The organism is Nocardiopsis sp. NPDC058789, from assembly GCF_042745575.1.
Taxonomy (GTDB): Bacteria; Actinomycetota; Actinomycetes; order Streptosporangiales; family Streptosporangiaceae; genus Nocardiopsis; species Nocardiopsis eucommiae.
Genome location: NZ_JBHYOW010000004.1, coordinates 228,626 through 246,938 on the forward strand (window position 1 = coordinate 228,626; position 18,313 = coordinate 246,938).

Annotated in this window: 16 protein-coding genes; 12 read left to right on the forward strand and 4 right to left on the reverse strand. The window is 72.2% G+C overall.

Annotated features, from left to right (window positions below; genetic code table 11):
- Positions 1–141 precede the first annotated feature (141 nt).
- The 3 genes from ACFW3L_RS07085 (at position 142) to ACFW3L_RS07095 (ending at position 2,636) form a co-directional block, all read left to right on the forward strand.
- The gene (locus ACFW3L_RS07085; RefSeq protein ID WP_378737318.1) at positions 142–438 is read left to right on the forward strand and encodes a YciI family protein; all 297 of its coding nucleotides are present in this window, start codon (positions 142–144) and stop codon (positions 436–438) included.
- Positions 439–571: 133 nt separating this feature from the next.
- Positions 572–1,204 (forward strand): transcriptional regulator, encoded by a 633-nt coding sequence (locus ACFW3L_RS07090; RefSeq protein ID WP_378737320.1) that lies wholly within the window; start codon positions 572–574, stop codon positions 1,202–1,204.
- A 22-nt stretch (positions 1,205–1,226) separates the two neighbouring features.
- Positions 1,227–2,636, forward strand: coding sequence for a PEP/pyruvate-binding domain-containing protein (locus ACFW3L_RS07095; RefSeq protein ID WP_378737322.1), 1,410 nt, complete (start codon positions 1,227–1,229; stop codon positions 2,634–2,636).
- Positions 2,637–2,693: 57 nt separating this feature from the next.
- Here ACFW3L_RS07095 and ACFW3L_RS07100 read toward each other — a convergent pair whose 3' ends face one another.
- Positions 2,694–3,797: a TAXI family TRAP transporter solute-binding subunit gene (locus ACFW3L_RS07100; RefSeq protein ID WP_378737324.1), complete on the reverse strand. Its 1,104-nt coding sequence runs from the start codon at positions 3,795–3,797 to the stop codon at positions 2,694–2,696.
- A gap of 64 nt (positions 3,798–3,861) precedes the next feature.
- On the reverse strand, positions 3,862–4,335 hold the full coding sequence (locus ACFW3L_RS07105; protein ID WP_378737326.1) for a YkvA family protein: 474 nt from the start codon (positions 4,333–4,335) through the stop codon (positions 3,862–3,864).
- Positions 4,336–5,029: 694 nt separating this feature from the next.
- Between ACFW3L_RS07105 and ACFW3L_RS07110 the strand changes: the two genes are divergently transcribed.
- The 8 genes from ACFW3L_RS07110 (at position 5,030) to ACFW3L_RS07145 (ending at position 12,812) form a co-directional block, all read left to right on the forward strand.
- Positions 5,030–6,295 carry a hypothetical protein gene (locus tag ACFW3L_RS07110; RefSeq protein WP_378737328.1) on the forward strand — a complete coding sequence of 422 codons (1,266 nt, stop codon included), beginning with the start codon at positions 5,030–5,032 and terminating at the stop codon, positions 6,293–6,295.
- Positions 6,296–6,358: 63 nt separating this feature from the next.
- On the forward strand, positions 6,359–7,138 hold the full coding sequence (gene cpaB / locus ACFW3L_RS07115) for a Flp pilus assembly protein CpaB (protein WP_378737330.1): 780 nt from the start codon (positions 6,359–6,361) through the stop codon (positions 7,136–7,138).
- Between the two features lie 6 nt (positions 7,139–7,144).
- Positions 7,145–8,545 (forward strand): CpaE family protein, encoded by a 1,401-nt coding sequence (locus ACFW3L_RS07120; RefSeq protein WP_378737332.1) that lies wholly within the window; start codon positions 7,145–7,147, stop codon positions 8,543–8,545.
- A 58-nt stretch (positions 8,546–8,603) separates the two neighbouring features.
- Complete coding sequence (locus ACFW3L_RS07125) at positions 8,604–8,981, forward strand: pilus assembly protein (protein ID WP_378737617.1); 378 nt, start codon at positions 8,604–8,606, stop codon at positions 8,979–8,981.
- A 110-nt stretch (positions 8,982–9,091) separates the two neighbouring features.
- A complete protein-coding gene (locus ACFW3L_RS07130) occupies positions 9,092–9,457 on the forward strand; it encodes a TadE/TadG family type IV pilus assembly protein (RefSeq protein ID WP_378737620.1) in 366 nt (121 codons plus the stop codon).
- Positions 9,458–9,512: 55 nt separating this feature from the next.
- Positions 9,513–10,838 (forward strand): CpaF family protein, encoded by a 1,326-nt coding sequence (locus tag ACFW3L_RS07135; protein ID WP_378737334.1) that lies wholly within the window; start codon positions 9,513–9,515, stop codon positions 10,836–10,838.
- An 85-nt stretch (positions 10,839–10,923) separates the two neighbouring features.
- Positions 10,924–11,856 carry a type II secretion system F family protein gene (locus ACFW3L_RS07140; RefSeq protein WP_378737336.1) on the forward strand — a complete coding sequence of 311 codons (933 nt, stop codon included), beginning with the start codon at positions 10,924–10,926 and terminating at the stop codon, positions 11,854–11,856.
- 44 nt (positions 11,857–11,900) lie between these two features.
- Positions 11,901–12,812 carry a type II secretion system F family protein gene (locus tag ACFW3L_RS07145; RefSeq protein ID WP_378737338.1) on the forward strand — a complete coding sequence of 304 codons (912 nt, stop codon included), beginning with the start codon at positions 11,901–11,903 and terminating at the stop codon, positions 12,810–12,812.
- Between the two features lie 90 nt (positions 12,813–12,902).
- On the opposite strand, the gene ACFW3L_RS07150 is transcribed toward ACFW3L_RS07145, so the two are convergent.
- A complete protein-coding gene (locus ACFW3L_RS07150; RefSeq protein ID WP_378737622.1) occupies positions 12,903–13,865 on the reverse strand; it encodes a nitroreductase/quinone reductase family protein in 963 nt (320 codons plus the stop codon).
- 545 nt (positions 13,866–14,410) lie between these two features.
- Here ACFW3L_RS07150 and ACFW3L_RS07155 point away from each other — a divergent pair.
- Entirely contained in the window at positions 14,411–15,652 is a 1,242-nt protein-coding gene (locus ACFW3L_RS07155) for a DUF418 domain-containing protein (RefSeq protein WP_378737340.1), read from the forward strand.
- Positions 15,653–15,674: 22 nt separating this feature from the next.
- Here the strand turns inward: ACFW3L_RS07155 and ACFW3L_RS07160 are convergent, their stop codons facing one another.
- Positions 15,675–17,918: a serine/threonine protein kinase gene (locus ACFW3L_RS07160; protein ID WP_378737342.1), complete on the reverse strand. Its 2,244-nt coding sequence runs from the start codon at positions 17,916–17,918 to the stop codon at positions 15,675–15,677.
- Positions 17,919–18,313: the final 395 nt, after the last annotated feature.

Sequence of the window (18,313 nt, forward strand, 5' to 3'; positions counted from 1 at the left end):
GAAGTCGGGTCGGCTCGCACCGAACGGAGTACCGGGCACGCGGGCGGCGGCCCGGACGGGGACGCCCCTCCTCCGACCTGGCATCCTGGCTCCGGACCGACCACCCCTGCCCCCGGGCAGCCCGAACAGGAGGCACCCACCATGGCCGTCTACGCCGTCACCTACACCTACGCGGAGAACAGCACCGAGGCGCGCGACCAGCACCGCCCGGCGCACCGCGCCTACCTGGACGAACTCTCCCAGCGGAACATCAACCTCTGCTCGGGCCCCTTCGGCCCCGACGACGCCCCCGGTGCCCTGCTGCTCTTCCGGGCGGACTCCGCCCAGGAGGCTCTGGGCCACACCGAGCCCGACCCGTTCCGTCTGGAGGGCCTGGTCACCGACGTCTCGGCGCGGGAGTGGATCCCCGTCCTGGGCCCGCTCGCCCAGGAGTTCTGAGCCTCGACCCTCGGTGACGGGCCCGGGGAGGGGCGGGCCCGTCACCTCCGGGGGTTCACTCCGCCTCCCCTTTCGCATGTTCACATCATTCAGATGATTGCAGTATCTTGATGCGGAACGCGGAGGGGGGTCCATGGAGCCAGCGAGCACACCGCACGCCACCGAGCCGGACCTGTCGGTCCTGCACGCCCTGCGCTGCGCCGGGTTCTCCGGCACCGCGCGGTTGTCCGAGGTGACCGGTCTGGGCGAGTCGGAGACCGAGTCCACGCTGATCGACCTCGCCGTCTCAGGACTGGTCACCCGCACCTCGGGGTCCTTCGGCGGTTGGGGCCTGAGCGAGGCGGGTCGCACGGAGGGCTTCGCGCGGATCAGCGCCGAACTGGACGCCACCGGAACCCGTTCCCTCGTCGAACACGCCTACGGAGGCTTCCTCGATCTCAACCCGGAGCTGCTGGACCTCTGCACGGCCTGGCAGCTACGGACCGTGGACGGCGTACCGACCGTGAACGACCACACCGACCCCGACCACGACGCCCGGGTCCTGGGGCTGTTCTCCGACCTCGACCGACGTCTGGCGACCGTCTGTGACGGCCTGTCCGAGCGGCTCCTCCGCTTCGACCGCTACCGGGTCCGGCTCTCCGGTGCCCTGGCGAAGGCCCGAGCCGGGACCCCGGGCCAGGTCACGGACGACACCGCCTCCTATCACGCGGTGTGGGCCCAACTGCACGAGGACCTGCTGGTCACCCTGGGTCTCCCCCGGTACTGACGGACCACGAAAGGCGGTCGCGATGGCGTGGACGCACCCTCTCTCCGCGCGGGTCGAGCACGGCCCGGACCTGTTGGGCGGCAAGGCCCACGGACTCCTCACCCTGAGACGCCTGGGCCTGCCGGTACCGGCGGGGTTCGTCGTCACCACCGAGGCCTGCCGCTCCTTCCTCCGCGAGGGACGGGTCCCCCGTGGTCTGCGCGGTGAGGTCGCCGCGGCCGTCACCGCCCTGGAGGCCGAGACCGGACGCCGGTTCGGTGATCCGCGCTCTCCTCTGACCGTGTCCGTACGCTCCGGCGCCAGCGTCTCCATGCCCGGGATGATGACGACGATCCTCAACCTCGACCCGTCCCACGACGCGGACGGCACGGACCCGCTGGAGGCGCTGCACCGGGCGATCACGGAGGTGTTCTCCTCCTGGGACACCCCGCGCGCCAGGACCTACCGCGCACTGCACGGTGTGCCCGACGACCTCGGCACCGCCGTGACCGTGCAGGTGATGGTGCGCGGGGACCGGGACGAGCACAGCGGCAGCGGGGTCGCCTTCACCCACGACCCCAACACCGGTGAACACGGCCCCTTCGGTGAGGTGCTGTTCGGCCGCCAGGGGGACGCGGTCGTCTCGGGCACCACCCTGACCAGCCCCCTCGGCGAGCTCGCCGACCGCCAACCGGCCGTCTGGACGGACCTGCTGACCGCCCTGGACCGGGTGGAGGAGCACCACCGCGACGCCTGCTACGTCGAGTTCACCCACGAGTCCGGGCGGCTGTGGATACTCCAGCTGCGCCCCGCCCGCCTGGTCGGAGCCGCCGCCGTCCGCGTGGCGGTCGACCTCGCGCAGGCCGGTGTGATCACCCGCGAGGAGGCCCTGTCACGGGTCGCCCCTCCCCACCTGCGGCACGTGCGCACCCCGCGCCTCGTCCTGCCCGACGGACGTCCCCCGCTCGCACGGGGCGTGGGCGCCTGCCCGGGGGTGGCGGTCGGCCGGGTGGCGACCAGCGCGGAACGGGCGGTCCGGATGGCCGCGCGGGAACCGGTGGTCCTGTTCCGCCCGGAGACCTCCCCGCTGGACATGCGTGGCCTGGCCGCGTCGGCGGGCATCGTCACCGCACGGGGCGGCCCGGCCAGCCACGCAGCCGTGGTCGCCCGGTCACTCGGCACGCCCGCCGTGGTGGGTGTGGGAGACCTGACCGTCGGGCCCGAAGCGATCCACGTGGGGGGACACCGCGTCGCCGAGGGCACACTGGTGACCGTCGACGGCACCGGCGGTGAACTGGTCCTGGGCCGCGCCCGCGTCACCACGGGCGGTGCCGGGGCTCGTCTCGAACAGCTGCTCACGTGGGCCGACGAAGTCTCGGGCGGGTCCGTGGAGACCGGCGCGGACACCGAGGAGTCCCGCCTGCGCGCCGCCCACGCCGTGCTGCGCGCGTGAGTGCGTGGGAGTCACACCGGCCGTCCGGGATCGGCGGCACGCCGCCGAGGGGTCCCTTCAGAGCACGCCCCGCTCGCTGAAGTAGCGGGCGGCACCGGGATGGACCCGGTCGGCGGCGACCCCGCTCAGCGCCTGTTCGACGGTGGCGGTCACCTGGCCGGGCACGCGGTCTCCGAGGTCCTCGTACACGGCGCCGACCAGCTCGTAAGCCAGGTCCTCGTCGAGGTCGGCGTGGGCGTAGAGGGTCTCCCAGGAGGCCATCATGTTGACCTCCCCGTCGTGACCGGGCAGCGTCCCCGCCTCGACGGTGAGGCTCGTGTAGGAGGGGTCGACGCGACCGACCGTCGCCACCACCTCCTCCGGGATCTCCAGGACACGCGGGTCCATCCCCTGTCGCTCGAAGTGGTCGAGCTCCGCGTTGCCGACCTCGTCCAGGAGGACGTAGACGTCGACGTCACCGTCGATGAGGACCTGCTGCGGGGTGTGGGTGTCGAAGTCGTACCCGGAGGTGACGTCCATGGCGAGCGGGTCCAGCCCGGCGGCGAGCAGGACCAGGTCGCTCAGTTCCAGGGTCTCGGGGTCCTCCCAGGCGATGAGCGCCGTGGTACCGGCCAGATCCTCCAGGGTGTGGATGTCGGAGTCGGCCCCGACGACGTACTGGAGGGTCAACGGCGAGACGTTGCCCAGGACCATGACGTTCTCGGGTTCCCGGACCGGATCCCCGTCGAGCACGTCGAGGGTTCCCTCCCGGAGCCGGGTGTACCAGGTGTTGTGTGTGAGGACGACGTCGTTGCGGTAGGACGCGCCGTTCCTGGGCGCGTCGATCTCCCTCTCCAGGGCCAGGAACTCGGCGCCCGGGTCCAGATGGTCGCTGGCGACCTGCTCGGAGAAGGTGACCCCGTCGACCTCCTCGGTCCACGTCTCACAGATCGTCCGGGCCAGGCGCGAGGTCGACAGACCCCAGGCGGCCTCGCCGACCAGGTAGTCGCCGGCGTAGGAGGGCGTGTCCGCGTCCTCGTCCACGTGCACGGGTTCGGATCGGCCGACGAGCCCGGGGAGCGCCCAGTGCAGGGCGCCCCCGAACAGGGCGACCGAAAGTACCGTGGCCCCGACGATCAGCGGGGTCCGGAGACGCCCGGGCCTTCTGGGGGATGTGTACACGATTTCCTTGGGGATGATGGTGCGGCCTCGGACTCCCCGGGTCCCGAGGGACCGGGGGATCCGGTCAGCGGCGCTGTCTCTGGTGGGCGGCCGCCCGCTCCGGGCCGGGGTGGTGACCCGCGGGTCCGTTCTCACTTTGGCCGGGGCTCTGGCTCTGGTGGCCGCCCGGGTGCCCGCCCTCCTGGTTGGCCCGGGCGAAGGCCTCCTGCGCGTGCTGCCCGCGCTCCCAGACGACGAAGCGTTCGCTCTCCCCCAGCGCCATGGTGGTGAGCCAGACGGCGACGGCGACGTCGTCGACCAGGCCGAACACCGAGAAGATCAGCTCGGGGACGAAGTCGATCGGAGAGATGATGTAGCCGACCAGGACCAGCATCATGAAGAGCTTGCCGCCACCGAGCTCCGGGTAGCGTCCGCGCAGCTTCGCGCCGAGCATGCGCGGGATCGCCCGGACCCGCTCCCACAGCGAGACCTTGCTGTCCGAGTTCTGGATGACCTGCCAAGCGGCCGCACCGGCCGCGGCCCGGTTTGCCTTGCGCATCGTGTTCGTCTCCTCAGGGGGCACGTGACTTCTCAAGATATGACGCGAAGTCTCCCTTGTTCGTTCCCCCTGGCACGGAGGACAACCCCGAACGAGACCGACGCGACACCCCGCGCGCCCCACTCCTCGAACCCCGAGTTGTCCACAGGGGGGACCGGTGGCACTGGTGGGCCCGGAGCAGGAGGGGCATGCTGGAGGTGACGGCGCCTCTGCCCCCACTCGCCAGCACACCGCCGCCGCTCGTCACCGAACCCACCCGCGCGACCTCCCACCGGTGGCGCCACCGGCCGACGGAGGTCGTCCCGGGGCCAGCCGCGACGACGCCGGAGGACCAAGGGGACAAGGAACACGCAGGACATAGGATCTCCCGCATACGGCCCACACGTCCCGAACCGGTCCGCAGCACTCCGGACACACGACCGGCCGACCCGCCCCGACCGACCCCGGTGACCCGACCCGTTATGCAGGTCACCTTGGCCTCATTGACGAAAACCCACCACATGGCGCAACCCGTGCCCCAAGGTGGTGAATACCGGGCCTCCCGCTGCACCGCACCCATTCGTTACGATGCGTGCGAGTGGCACCTGAGACGCGGGGCGCCTCCGAAGCAACCGACATCGCCCGAGCGCGCAGAACCGATGGAGCCTTTCCAGTGTCCAATGCCCTACCGCGGTCGGAGACGACCGTAGCCCTGTTGGCGGACATCCCCAGCACGGGCCACGTGGGCGAGACCGGAGCACGGCGGTTCGCCATGACCGGCGACGACGTGGGCGCGCGCAGCGCCGCCTTCGTCGCCTTCGCCATGGAGGAGGTACGCGCGGGTCGCCGGGTCGTGGCGCTCTACCCCGCCTGGCGGTCCACCGACGCCCAGAAGGCGGTCAACTTCGCGCGGGGCGCCCTGCGCACCGACCACATCGCGGGGATCGGCGTCGATCTGTCCCCCCTCGCACTCTCCCTCATCGCGGACCAGCTCGCCTACCTCGCCCCCTACCTGCCGCCGGGCATGGTGGCGGCGCTCAGCGCGGAGCTGCCCAAACACCTGTTGGCCGGGGCCTGGCTGAGAACGGTGTCCGGTCTGTCCACCCTCCCCACGAGCCTGCGCCAGCACATGGGTTCGTACGCGCCCACGGTCTCCTTCCTCGCCTACTGCGCCCCCTCCGCCCAGGTGGGCCGCCTACGGCCCTCGGACGTGATCAGTGAGCTGCCCTTCCGCCCGGTCCAGCCGGTGCAGCTGCTGTGCTCCACCCCGGACCCCAGCATCACCCGGGCGTTCGACGAGAACCTGCCCCAGGCCATCCAGCCGGTGGCCACCCGGACCCTGCCCGTCCAACCCCTCGGCAGCACCTACTGGGGCACCAGCAAGTACGTGGAGTTCGTGGCGTTGAGCGCGCACCCCCAGGCCCTCGCCTACGCCGCCGGGGCGCTCCGGGCAGCGGAGTGCACCTGGTGCGGTGAGCCCGTCACCGCCACCTCCTGTCCGTTCTGCGGGGGTGCCAGCAGCGGTACCCCCACCAGGACCCACCACACCGGCCCCGCCGCCCCGGCCCCCGCGTCCCGGAACGGTGTCGCGCGGGACGCCCGCGCGTACCGGGGCCCCTCCGGAGCCCAGGCCCCCGTCTCCCCCGCACCCCCGGGCGCACCCGACTCCCCCGTGTCGCGGCCCGACACCGTGCCACGAGCGACCCCGGGCCCCCACGGGAACCCCGACCACTCCGACCCGCGTGCCACACAGGCGGCCCCGGCCCCTCAGCCCACCGTCGTGCCGCGGGGCGCCGAGCCCCACCGGACCGGGCCGAACCCCCTCAACGGGACCGGCGCTCCCCCCTCGGGCCCGTACACCGACCGACCCCCCGTACCAGCGAACGGGCACAGGCCGCCCGTCCCGCCGAGCCCGCCACCGGGCACCGCGAACCCGGACACGATGCCGAGCCCGGAATCCCCCAGGACCTTCTCCCGCTAGGGTCCGCCGCTCCGACGCCCGGACGGACGGCCCCCGACGACACGGAAACGGATACCACCCCCTATGAACCCCCGTCAGCGACGCGGCGTACTTCTCATGGTCGTGGCCGCTATCGGCGCCGTCGCCGTGTTCGCCTCCGTCTTCACCTACGTCAACGGCCAGCAGGACCAGGGGGGCAGGGTCGCCACCGTCCTGAGACTCGTCGAGGACGTCGACGCCAACCAGCCCCTGGGCCAGGACTCGTACGCCCCGGTCGAGGTACCCGCGTCGTACTTCGACCCGGAGGTCTTCATCTCCGACCTCGAGGAGATCGACACCCCCGAGGGCCAGGAGCTGGTGGCCGCCAGCCACCTGACCGAGGGGGCCATCCTCCAGCACGGCATGGTCAAGCCCCAGCCGACCCTGACCGCCGGCGAGCGCGAGATCGCGATCATGGTCAGCGCCGAGACCGGGATCGCCGGCAGGATCCAGCGGGGGTCGGTCGTGGACATCTACGGCACCTTCCAGGCTCGCGACCACGGTGAGGCCTGCGCGACACGGATCGTCACCGAGGTGGAGGTCCTGGACATCGGGGAACTGCGCAGCCAGGAGTCCGACGCGGGCGGGGTGACGGGCGTCGTCCCGGTGACCTTCCGACTCGACCCGCAGACCGCGCTCCAGCTCGCCTACGCCGAGGAGTTCGCGACCAAGCTCCGTATGGCGCTGGTGAGCGCGGCGGACGGCGGCGATCCCGGTGACACCCAGGTGTGCAGCGGTGACTTCGAGGGGATCTTCGAGAACGCCTCCGGCGGAACCGGCCAGGGCGACCAGAGCGACCAGCGGCGCACGCCGCATGAGGGGTAAGTACCAGTGAACTTCCGAGTCCTGGCGGGGATGCCCAGCTCCGAGACGGAGATGGTGATCGCGGCGCGCTTCGAGGAGCTGGCCGGGGCCGACCTCGTCTCGTCCCGCCTCACCAGCACGGACCTGATCAACGCCGCGGGCGAGTACTCCGACCTCGACGTGGTCCTCGTGCACCGGGAACTGGGCCCCGCCCCGGTCTTCGACACCATCCGGGACCTGTCGCACCGGCATCCGCAGCTGGCGATCCTGCTGGTCTCGCCGTCGATGGACCCGGACACCTTCACCGCCGCGATGGAGGCCGGAGCGCGGGGCGTGGTCCCGGCCGACTCCGGGGCGACCGAACTGGAGACCCGGGTCGCCAAGGCCGCCGAGTGGTCGCGGACCCTGCGCCGGCACCTGGAGTCGGCGTCGCTGGAACTGCCCGCCTCCGGGGTGCGGGGCCGGATCGTCACCCTCAGCGGGGCCAAGGGCGGCGTGGGCACCACCACCTGCACCGTGCACCTGGCGATGGCCGCGGCCCGGCGGGACCGGCTGGTGTGCCTGGTCGACCTCGACCTCCAAGCCGGTGACCTGCCCTCCTACCTCAACCTCCAGCACCGCAGGTCCATCACGGACCTCGTGGACGCCGCCGACGACATCAGCCCCGGGATGCTCGCGGAGACCCTCTACGTGGACCCGCGCGGCCCCCACGTGCTCCTGGCCCCCCAGCACGGCGAGCGCGGCGAGGACGTCACCGCCCGGGCCACCCGCCGCATCCTGAGCGCCCTGCGGTCCCGCTACGAACTGGTGATCGTGGACTGCGGCTCCACCATGAACGAGGCGACCGCGATGGCGGTGGAGGTGGCCGACAGGTCCGTGGTGACGGTGACCCCGGACGTGCCCGCGCTGCGGGGCGCCCAGCGGCTGATGGCCATGTGGGAGCGCCTCCAGATCCGCTCGCACGAGGACGTCTACTCCCTGGTCACCCGGCACAGCCGCAAGAACGAGATCCAGCCGGACTTCCTCCAGCAGCTGCTGGGCACCAAGGTGCTGCGCACACCGGTCCCGGCGGCCTACCGGGCGCTGGAACCCGGGGAGAACAACGGGGACCCCACGAAGGTGACCGACGAGGGACTGCGCAAGGCCTTCGCGCGGCTCGCGTCGGAACTGGACCTGCTCGTCCCCCCCACCGCACTCTCGGGGGGAACCGGGCCGGGCGGTCACACCACCCCGTCGGGCGGGCTCCCCCAGGGGCTGGCCGGGCTGGCCTCGCGTCCGCAGCCGCCGGGCGGCCCGACCACCCGGGACGTGTCCGGGTTCCTCAACGCCATGGGCCAGGACCCGGCCTCCGGGCACCAGCCCCGGCCGGTCGGGCCCTCCCCCTGGGGTCCGGGCCCCCAGCACCCGGGAGGGGGGATCGGTGGCTGACGACCACCGGGAGTCCGGGAGGAGACGGGGCACCGGAGACGACCGCGGCGCGATCTTCGTGGAGTTCGCGGCCATGGTTCCGTTCATGATGCTGGCACTGGCCCTGGTGTGGCAGGTGCTGCTGGTCGGAGTCACCTCCATGTACGCCTCCCACGGGGCCGCCGAGGCGGCCCGGCAGGCCTCCGTCACGCCGGACGACATGGCCCGCATCGACGAGGAGGCGCGCAAGCGGGTGCGGGCGCCCTGGGACGGTGAGGACGTGCTGACCACGGAGATCGTCGAGCGCGACGGCGACCGGTTCGCGCGGGTGAGCCTGGACATGCCGGTGTTCCTTCCGGGTGTGACGGCTCCGTGGCCGATCACCGGGGAGGCCAGGGTGGTCACGGAGGTGCGCCCGCGCGGGGGCACCGAACCCGAGGGGGTGGAGTCCCCCTGAGCGGCACTCCCACCGCGCGCGGCCGTGGATCCCGGGCTCCCGGGACGGGCCGCCCGGTCACTCGCGGAGCGGGGACGGAGCCCGGTACACGGGCCCCCGTCCTCCGGAGGCTGCTGTTCGGCGACCACCCGCGTTCGGACCGGGGCGGACCCATCCTGGAGTTCGCCGCGACCCTGCCGATCCTGCTGTTCACGGTGGTGGTGGCTATGGAGGTCTTCCTGGCCTTCACCGCTGTCGAACGCATCGAGTCCGCCGCCAGGGCGGGTGCCCGGGCCGCCGGAACCCAGCAGCTGACCGGGGCCGAGGAAACCGCCCGCACGGCCCTGCCCGGCTGGCTGGACGACGCCACCATCACCAGTGGGACCAACGACAGCGACGGGTACTTCGTGGAGGTCTCCCACCCGCTGCCGATCGTGTTCTCGTCGGTGGACCTGAACCTGACACTGACTCGACGGGTGGACATGCCGAACGTGTGAGGCGGGCGGAACCCGCGCGACCAGGACGGCATCGGCTAGGGAGGACACGAGGGACATGGGGCTGAAGGACCGGCTGGAGGAGGACCGCGGCGTCGAGGAACGCGCGGACCGCGGCAGCGTGACGCACTGGCGTCGGCGCCTCCTGGAGGAGATCAACCTGGAGGACCTGACCCAGCTGACGCTCGCCCAGCGCCGCGTCCGCCTGGAGAGGGTCGTCGGGCACATCCTGTCCCGTGAGGGCCCGGTGCTGTCGGACCGCGAACGGTCGGTCCTGATCCGCCGGGTCGTGGACGAGGCCCTGGGGCTGGGCGTGCTGGAGCCGCTGCTGGCCGACGAGAGCATCACCGAGATCATGGTCAACGGCCCCGACAACGTGTTCGTGGAACGCGGTGGCCGCATGGAGCGGATCGACGCCGCCTTCAACGGCGAGGAGCAGCTCTACCAGACCATCGACCGGATCGTCTCCCTGGTCAACCGGCGCGTGGACGAGTCCTCACCGATGGTGGACGCCCGGCTGCCCAGCGGCGAGCGCGTCAACGTGATCATCCCGCCGCTGTCCCTGTCCGGTCCGGTCCTGACCATCCGGCGCTTCCCCAAGCCCTACCCCATCGAGGAACTGGTGCGGATGGGCAGCCTGGACCAGGCGACCGGGGTTCTGCTGTCCGCGATGGTGCGCGCCCGGTTCAACATCGTCGTCTCCGGCGGAACCGGCACCGGGAAGACGACCTTCCTGAACGCGCTGTCGGCCTTCGTGCCCAGCCAGGAGCGGATCGTCACGATCGAGGACTCCGCCGAGCTCCAGCTGATGCAGGAGCACGTGGTGCGGCTGGAGTCGCGGCCCGCCAACATCGAGGGCCGGGGCGGCATCGCCATCCGTGACCTGGTGCGCAACGCGCTGAGGATGCGTCCGGACCGCATCATCGTCGGCGAGGTCCGCGGCCCCGAGACCGTCGACATGCTCCAGGCGATGAACACCGGCCACGACGGGTCCCTGGTGACGGTGCACGCCAACTCCGCCGAGGACGCCATCCACCGGCTGCAGACCCTGGCCACCCTGGGCGACGGGAACATCCCCTACGACGCGATCCGCGACCAGATCAACAACGCGGTGGACGCGGTCGTCCACCTGGGCCGCTGGCCGGACGGTTCCCGCCGGATCAACGAGATCGCCGTGGTGTCCTCGCGTCGCCGCGAGGAGTTCCGGCTGGACCGGCTCATGGAGTTCGCGGCGCTCCCGGCCACCCCCGACCGCACCGTCGAGGGGCGGTTCCGGCACCACCCGCTGCCACGCCACGTCGCCGGTCGCATCCACCACGTCGGGGAGAGCGTCCCCGCGGTGTTCGGGGTCGTGTCCGACGACCCCGTCCGGGACAGCCGTTGAGGGCCCGCACCACGTCCGCGACGGCGTTCCCCCCGCGAGGTACGACGCCGGGCCGACCGACGGCACCGGCCCGAAGGGAGACCGGGTGAACTGGCAGATTCCGGCGATCCTCGGCGGTCTCGCCCTGGTTCTGATCCTGGCGCTGTGGGCGCTGTGGGAGTTCGTGGCCAGCGCCGAGCAACGGCGGCTGATCGCCGCGCGCAGTGCCCTGGACCAGGCGGAGTACGCCGCCTCCACGCCCATGGCCAGGTTCGACGCCTGGCTTCGGCGCACCCAGTGGGGCGCTCGGCTGGCTCGCCGTATGGCGCGGTCGGGCACGGACATGCGCCCGGCCACCTTCGTCGTGGCGCTGGCGTCCGGCGCGCTGCTGGCCGTCCTGATCGTGTGGCAGGTCCTCGCGCCGTTCTTCGGCCTGCTGGCCGCCGCGGGCGTGGCGTTCCTGTTCTTCTCCTATCTGCGCCGGGCCGAGTCCAAGCGCCGGGAGGAGTTCACCAACCAGCTGCCCGACCTGGCACGGGTACTGGGCAACGCGACCTCCGCCGGGCTCGCGCTGCCGACGGCGGTGGCCATCGCCGCCGACGAGCTGGACGGCCCGGCCGGGGAGGAGCTCGGCCGGATGGCGGAGTCCATGAAGCTGGGCGCGAGCTTCGAGGAGGCCATCGCGGACCTGCGCCAGCGCATGCCCTCCCGTGAACTGGGCGTGCTGTTGTCCACGCTGCTGGTGTCGTCCCGGTCCGGCGGATCGCTGGTGACGGCTCTGCGCAACATCTCCTCCACGTTGGAGAGCCGCAAGGAGACCCGGCGTGAGGTGAGCACCATCCTCAGTGAGACGACCTCCACCGTGTGGGCGCTCGGGTTCATGTCGGTGGGTGCCCTGTTCCTGATCAACGGCATCGAACCGGGGATCATGCGCACGATGACCAGCTCCGCCTCCGGGGTCGCCGTGCTCTTGGTCGTGGCCGCGCTGTACACGACCGGATTCGTGCTGGTCGCCCGCATCACCCGGTTCAAGATGTAGCGCCCCCACGTCACGTCCCCGCCCGCACCTCGAAGGACACCCCCATGAACCTCCCGCTCCTGATCCCCCTGGCGGCCGGCCTCGCCTCGGCCCTGGTCGTGCTGCTCGGTGTCTACGGCCTGCACCTGACCCAGTCCCAGACCCGGGTGACGGTGGACGATCCGGTCAACGCCCCGGTGACCACCAAGAGCGACGACACCTTCTTCCTGCACCGGATCACGGAGCGGATCGGTCGCCCCTTCTCCAGGGCGCTGATGGGATCGATGAGCGAGAAGGCGAAGGCGTCCGTCTCCTCCCGGATCGAGGCGGCCGGGCGACCGGACGGCCTGACCACGGAACGCTACGTGCGGCGCAAGGTCGGTGAGGTCGCCATCTACGGGACCCTCACGGTCGTGGTGCTGCTGGCCGGTTCCAGCCCGCTGCTCGCCCTCCTCGCACTGGCCTTCGCGGGACTGACCGACCTGAACCTGTACGTGCAGACCCAGGAACGCGCCGACGAGGTGCAGACACAGCTGCCGGACTTCCTGGACGTGCTCGCGGTGACGGTGAGCGCGGGCATGTCCTTCCGCGCCGCCGTCGCCCGGGTGGCGGTGTCGATGCCGGGGGTCCTGGCGGACGAGTTCACCATCGCGCTCCACCAGATGGAGCTGGGCACCTCCCGCCGGGAGGCCTTCGAGTCGCTGCGCCGCCGCAACCGCAACGAGTCGCTCAGCAAGTTCGTCACCGCCATCCAGCAGGCCGAGGAACTGGGCGCGCCGCTGAGCGACACCCTGGTGGACATCAGCAGGGACATGCGCCTGGCCGACGCCCAGTACATGCGCCGCAAGGCCCAGCGTCTGAATCCGAGGGTGACGATGGTGACCGCCGCGACCCTGCTCCCGGGTCTGCTGATCCTCATCATCGGCTCGATGTTCCTGGGTACCGAGATCGAACTGAGCACCCTCCTCGGAGGGTAGGGCCACCGGCCTCCCGGACCGTGTCGCGGCTGGTGGCGCGGCGCCCCGGGGACCGGCGGGCGGTCCCCGGGGCGCCGCACGTCCTCGGGCTCAGGCGGGCGGGAAGGGGATCCCGGACAGCGTCGGGATCAGGGCCTCCTCCTCGAAGTCCAGGTGGGCCTCGAGTTCCTCGGTCAGCCGGTCGAGCTCCGCCATGAACCGCACCGGGTCGGCGGTGCGCACGTCAGCGAGCAGGCCCTCCAGCTCGGCCCGGACCCGGTCGACCACCCGGTGCTCCTCCACCAGGCGCTCGACCGGTTCCCTCAGGTGCGGGTACCCCTCGGCGAGCGCCGGGAACATCGAGTCCTCGCTGGTGTGGTGGAAGTGCAGGGACTCGCAGAAGGCCAGGCAGTGCTGCCGGATCTGGAGGTTGAGACCGACCGGCGGAGCGGTCGACGCGGCGTCGCGTTCGGCCAGGTACCGCTCGGCCTCCGCGCGCACGTTGGTGAGCTGACCCCGCAACCACGCGTGGATCTGGAGCAGCTTGTCCGCGAGGTCGCGCACCTCACCGGAGCCGAGCTCGGGCGAGGGCTGGAGCTCCACCACCGGGATACGGCGCTCCACCTGGTCCTGGTAGTCGCCGTACCCCGGATGGCGGCTGACGATCTCCCGGAAGATCCGGTCGCGCTCGTCGCCCGCCAAGGGGACCGCGATGGACTCGCGGGCCTCGTCTCCGGGCATCTCGACGGTCACCATGGGGTGGGCGAGCAGGTTGCGGTACCAGTCGGGGTCCTTCGGAGAGCCCCCGGCCGAGCCCACCACGTGGACGCGGTCCTCGATCCGCACGAAGCCGAGCGGATTCGTGTACCGCTGACCCGAGCGTGCCCCCGTGGTCGTGAGCAGCAGCAGGTCCCCGCCGGCGAACGGGCCGCCCACACGGCCGCCGTTGGCGCGGAACTCCGCCACCACCGGTGCGTTCAGGGGGCTCACCCTGGGCTCGGGGCTCTGGTGGGGCCCGGCCGGCGGCTGGTCCGGGCCGCCGGTGTTCTCCTCGTTCGTGTTCCTGTCGTCGATCTCCGTCAAGGGACGGTCCTCTCACTGGTCGTGGAGGCGGACGTCCCCGAGGGCGCGGATGTCGCGCTCGGTTCCGGGTGCGGTCAGGGCAGGGCACCGGGTGGCCGTCAGGCCGGAAGGGGCTCGGGGAGTCCGCCGGAAGGTGGTGCCAGGTGCACCGGTTCGGCGGGTGTACGGCCGGGTCGGGGCGGGGCAGCGGCTCGGACTCCTACGGCCCGGTCTCTCACCGGGCCCGAGGGGGAAGGGTCTCGACAGCGGCGTCACACCGGCGCCGCGAACGGCTCAGCCGATCAGATTCGGTACGCGACGTGTGTGCTCACGATGGCTCCCCGAACAGGTCATGGCGCCTCCATGTACTCCGGCCGGCCCACTGCTCTTGGCCGGAAACACGCGACGCCCGACCATCATAGGCGCTCGTTCGGGTGGGGACGGACCCACCCGAAGAGTCGGGAGGGCCCCATCGGAACGGCGTCCACGGCTCCGTACCTTCGTGGACGGGCCCCGAACCGGCCCCGCCCCCTGTCTCCGCCCGTGAAGGAACCGACATGAGCCCGTCCCGCCGTCCTCCCTCGGCCGTCGCCCCGCCCGTGCTCGGGCCCGGGCGCTCCCTCGCCCCCGACCTCGCGCGGGGCTTCATGCTGCTGTTCATCGCGCTGGTCAACGCCCAGTTCTTCCTCACCCATCCGGACACCGTTCGCACCCTCGCCGACCAGGTGCTGACGTTCGTCCAGAGCACGCTGGTGAACGGGCGGGCGATCCCGCTCTTCTCCCTGCTCTTCGGCTACGGCACCGTGTGGATCATGCGCCGGGTCCTCGACGCCGGCGGCGGGTGGGTGCACGCCCGCGTGGTGTTGCGCCGTCGCGGACTGTGGATGCTGGTGATCGGGCTGGCGCACGGGGTCCTGCTGCTGCCGGTGGACATCGTCGGGGCGTACGGGCTCGGTCTGCTGCTGTTCGTGGGATTCCTGCGCGCACGGGACGCCGTCCTGCTCTGGACCGCGGGCGCCGTCGCCCTGGCCTCCGCCGCGCTGAACACCGTGCTCGGCCTGGGTGACGCGTTCGGCACCTCCCCCAAAGACACTGATCCGGCGTCGGCGGTGCCCTCGCTCGTGGAGTCGGGCTTCCTCGCCGCCAGTGCCGAACGGTTCGCGGAGTGGACCCTGTACACGCCGGTGACCCTGGTGCTGGTGGTGATGCCGCCGTTGCTCGTGGGGATGTGGGCGGGCCGCCGGGGCATCCTGGAGCGCCCTCGGGAGCACCTCACCCTGTTGGTGCGCACCGCCGTCGTGGGCCTGGGCGTCGCGGTGGTCGCGGGGCTGCCGGACGCCCTGGTCACCGCCGAGTTCCTGCCGGAGCCGGAGCCTCAGGTCCTGGTCTCGTTGTGGATCGTGCACGACCTCGCGGGCTGGGCGGGCGGGCCCGGCTGGGCGGCGCTGATCACCCTGGTCGCCCTGTGGCTGACCGAGCGGGCCACCTCGCGCGGGGACGGCGACGGCTCCCCTGGCGCGATCGCCACGGCGATCGCGGCCGTGGGAGAGCGTTCTCTGAGCTGCTACCTGGCCCAGGCGGTCGTGTTCACCGTGGTGTTCGCTCCCTACGGCCTGGGCCTGGGCGCCACCGCGAGCGCCTCCGGCGCGGTTCTGGTCGCCGTACTCACCTGGGGGCTGACCGTGGCCCTCGCGGAGATCTCGCGCCGTCGCGGCCTGCGCGGACCGGCCGAGGTGCTGTTGCGCCGGCTCACCTACGCCCGCACCCGTCTGCCCGGCTCCCCGGAGGGGCGGCGGTGAGGCGGGGTCGGGAGCTCGGAGGTCAGCCCTGTCCGGGGGCCCCGTCCACCGGGCACAGGGTCATGTCGCTCTCCCCGGGGACGGTGCTCGGCAGGGCGAAGTAGCCCGACCCCAGCCGACTCCCGTCCCGCCACTCCTCCGTGCCGTCCACGTCGTAGCAGTGCCCGCTGAGGTCGTGCACCAGGGCTCCCGCGTACTCGGACGGACGGTAGGCGACACCCGCCCGCTCGGGGGCTCCCGGGAGCAGCACGGTGATCTCGGCGAACGGGTGCTGCGGGCTGAGTTCCGTGAGCGTGGTCATCGGCTGTCCCAGCTCACTGCCGCTCCCGCCCCTGACGGTCTCCTTGTCGATCCCCCCGTTCAGTTCGGGGTCCAGGGGCGTCAGGGCCAGGAAGTCCTCCTCGTACACACGGTGGCTGCCCACGGTGGGGTGGTAGGTGAGCTCCGCCGTGAACTCGACCCCCGCGCCGGTGTCCCGTGCGCCGGTCATGCACACGCTCATCACCGGGAAAGCCTCCAGACTGGGGGTGACCAGACCGAAGTCCATCGTGTCGTGGTCCAGCGGCGAGACGAACGGCCAGACGTCGGGACTCGTGTTCGGCTCGCCCTCGGGGCCCGGGACGAGGAGCGGGGCGTACGAGTCCGGCGAGACGGTGTCCGTGGTGAAGGGGCGCCAGGGAGCGTGTTCGCTCTGGGCTCCCCTCCGCTCGGCGTCGTCGCAGGGCAGCTCGGTGGGGGCCGCCGCCCCCTCCTCGGTCTCCTCCTCGTCCTCGGACGCGGCCGGTTCCTCGGCGGCTCCCTCCGAGACCACGGTGTCGGCGGGCGACTCGCTCAGGGCGTTGACCAGCAGGTAACCGCCCCCGAGCACCGCGACCATTCCGGCGGCCCCCACCGCGAGCCAGAGGCCGACCCTGCCCCGGGAACCGGCGCCGTCGTCCTCGTCGAGGTCGATCCCGCCGCTGTCCACGCCCGACAGGTCGTGGCCTCCGGTCTGTGAGGGCCCGAACAGGTAGTCCGCGCCGCCCCTCCCGGCCGTGCCCGCGCCGCGCGCCCCGGGCGGGGCCCCGGGGCCGTCAGCCGTCGGAGCGGGGAGGGCGTGCCCGTACGCCTCCGCGGCGGCCTCCGGCCCCCACTCCTCGTCGTCGGCACCCGTCTCGGCGCCGCCTCCGAGGGTCGTGTCATCCCGGAGGGTTCCGGGGCCGACCGCGGCCCCCTCGGAGGCGGTGGCTCCGTCGACCGACGCGACCGCTCCGGTCTCCGCTCCCCCGTCACCGGTCCCCGCCGCAGCCTGGGCCAAGGCGTGCGCGGACCGGACCCAGCGCTCGGGGTCGTGCCAGCTCAGGTCGGGGATCGGCCAGTGCCGCGCGATGAGCGCGCGGAGCTGGTCGGGCCAGGTGTCGGCGGTCGACTGCTCGTCGATGCCGAGCATCAGCAGGCACTCCAGGTAGGCGTCCTCGGCGGAGGGACGCAACTCCGGATCCGGGGAGAAGGCGCGCAGGAGCAGCGAACGCAGCTCCTCCGGAAGCGCCCTGAGATCGACTCGCGCCTCGCGGGTGCGGCGGGCCATCTCCCAGAGGATCTGTCCCGGCACCCGTCCCGGGGTGTGCCCGGCCGGGGAGGCCCCGAACGGCGGCTCCCCGGTGGCGGCGAACACCACGAGGCAGGCCCAGGCGTGCACGTCGGACCGTTGTGTGGCGGGTGCGCCGTCGTAGCGCTCCGGGGACAGCCAGCCCAGGCTCGTCCCGCTCTGTACGGAGGCCGTGTCGTCGATCCGGCGGGCGATCCCGAAGTCGAGCACGCGGGGCCCGCGCGCCGAGGACACCACGCTCTCCGGGCGCAGGTCACCGTGCACGGCACCCGTGGCGTGGGTGGTGGCGAGCGCCTCGGCCATGCCGGCCGCCAGCGCCAGCAGGGCGTCGCCGCCGACGGGGCCGTGCAGCCGCACGTGCTCACGCAGACCGAGTCCGGGAAGGTACTCGATAGCGGACCACGGCCGTCCCTCGTGTGTCCCGAGGTCGCGTACGCCCACCGCGCACACGCCGTCGCTCCGCTCGGCGGTCGGGGTCCCATCGACGGCGAGGGCGTCCCACCCGGGGCCCGCGATCCGGAGGGCGGTCGGTTCGTGGTCGGGGGAGACGGCGGCGAACAGGGTGCTCACACCGTCGGCGCCCAGACGTCCGATGACGCGGTAGCCGCCCACCTGGAGCGGGTCACCGTCGGTCAGGGGGTTGACGTTCGGCGGCGGATCAGGGAGGGAGAAGTCCATTGGGGGCAGCTTTCCACACATCAGGGACGGTTGTGGTGGGCTGTGCCGGGATAGCACATTCGATCCCGTTGTTCTGCGAACCTACCTAATTCGTGAGGGAGCCGACACAGTGATCCCCCCGTTCTCCGCGCGAACGGGACCCGCTCACAACGCATGCCCCGCCCTGCGCGATCACGCGCCCGCACCTTGGAGCGCGGGTCGGTAAGCCCTGTTCACCAAGGATCGTGGCGGTCGTCGGGACGTCCTTGCGCCGCCCGACGCCACCACCCCGAGGGGCACCGGTGGCGGACACGGTGGGTGAGGACGTTATGGGAAGGAGAGGAAATCGGTGCAATCCACCGTCAACCACCCCGGCCACGACCCCGGGGCAGCTCCACCCTCTGGCCCGGCCACGC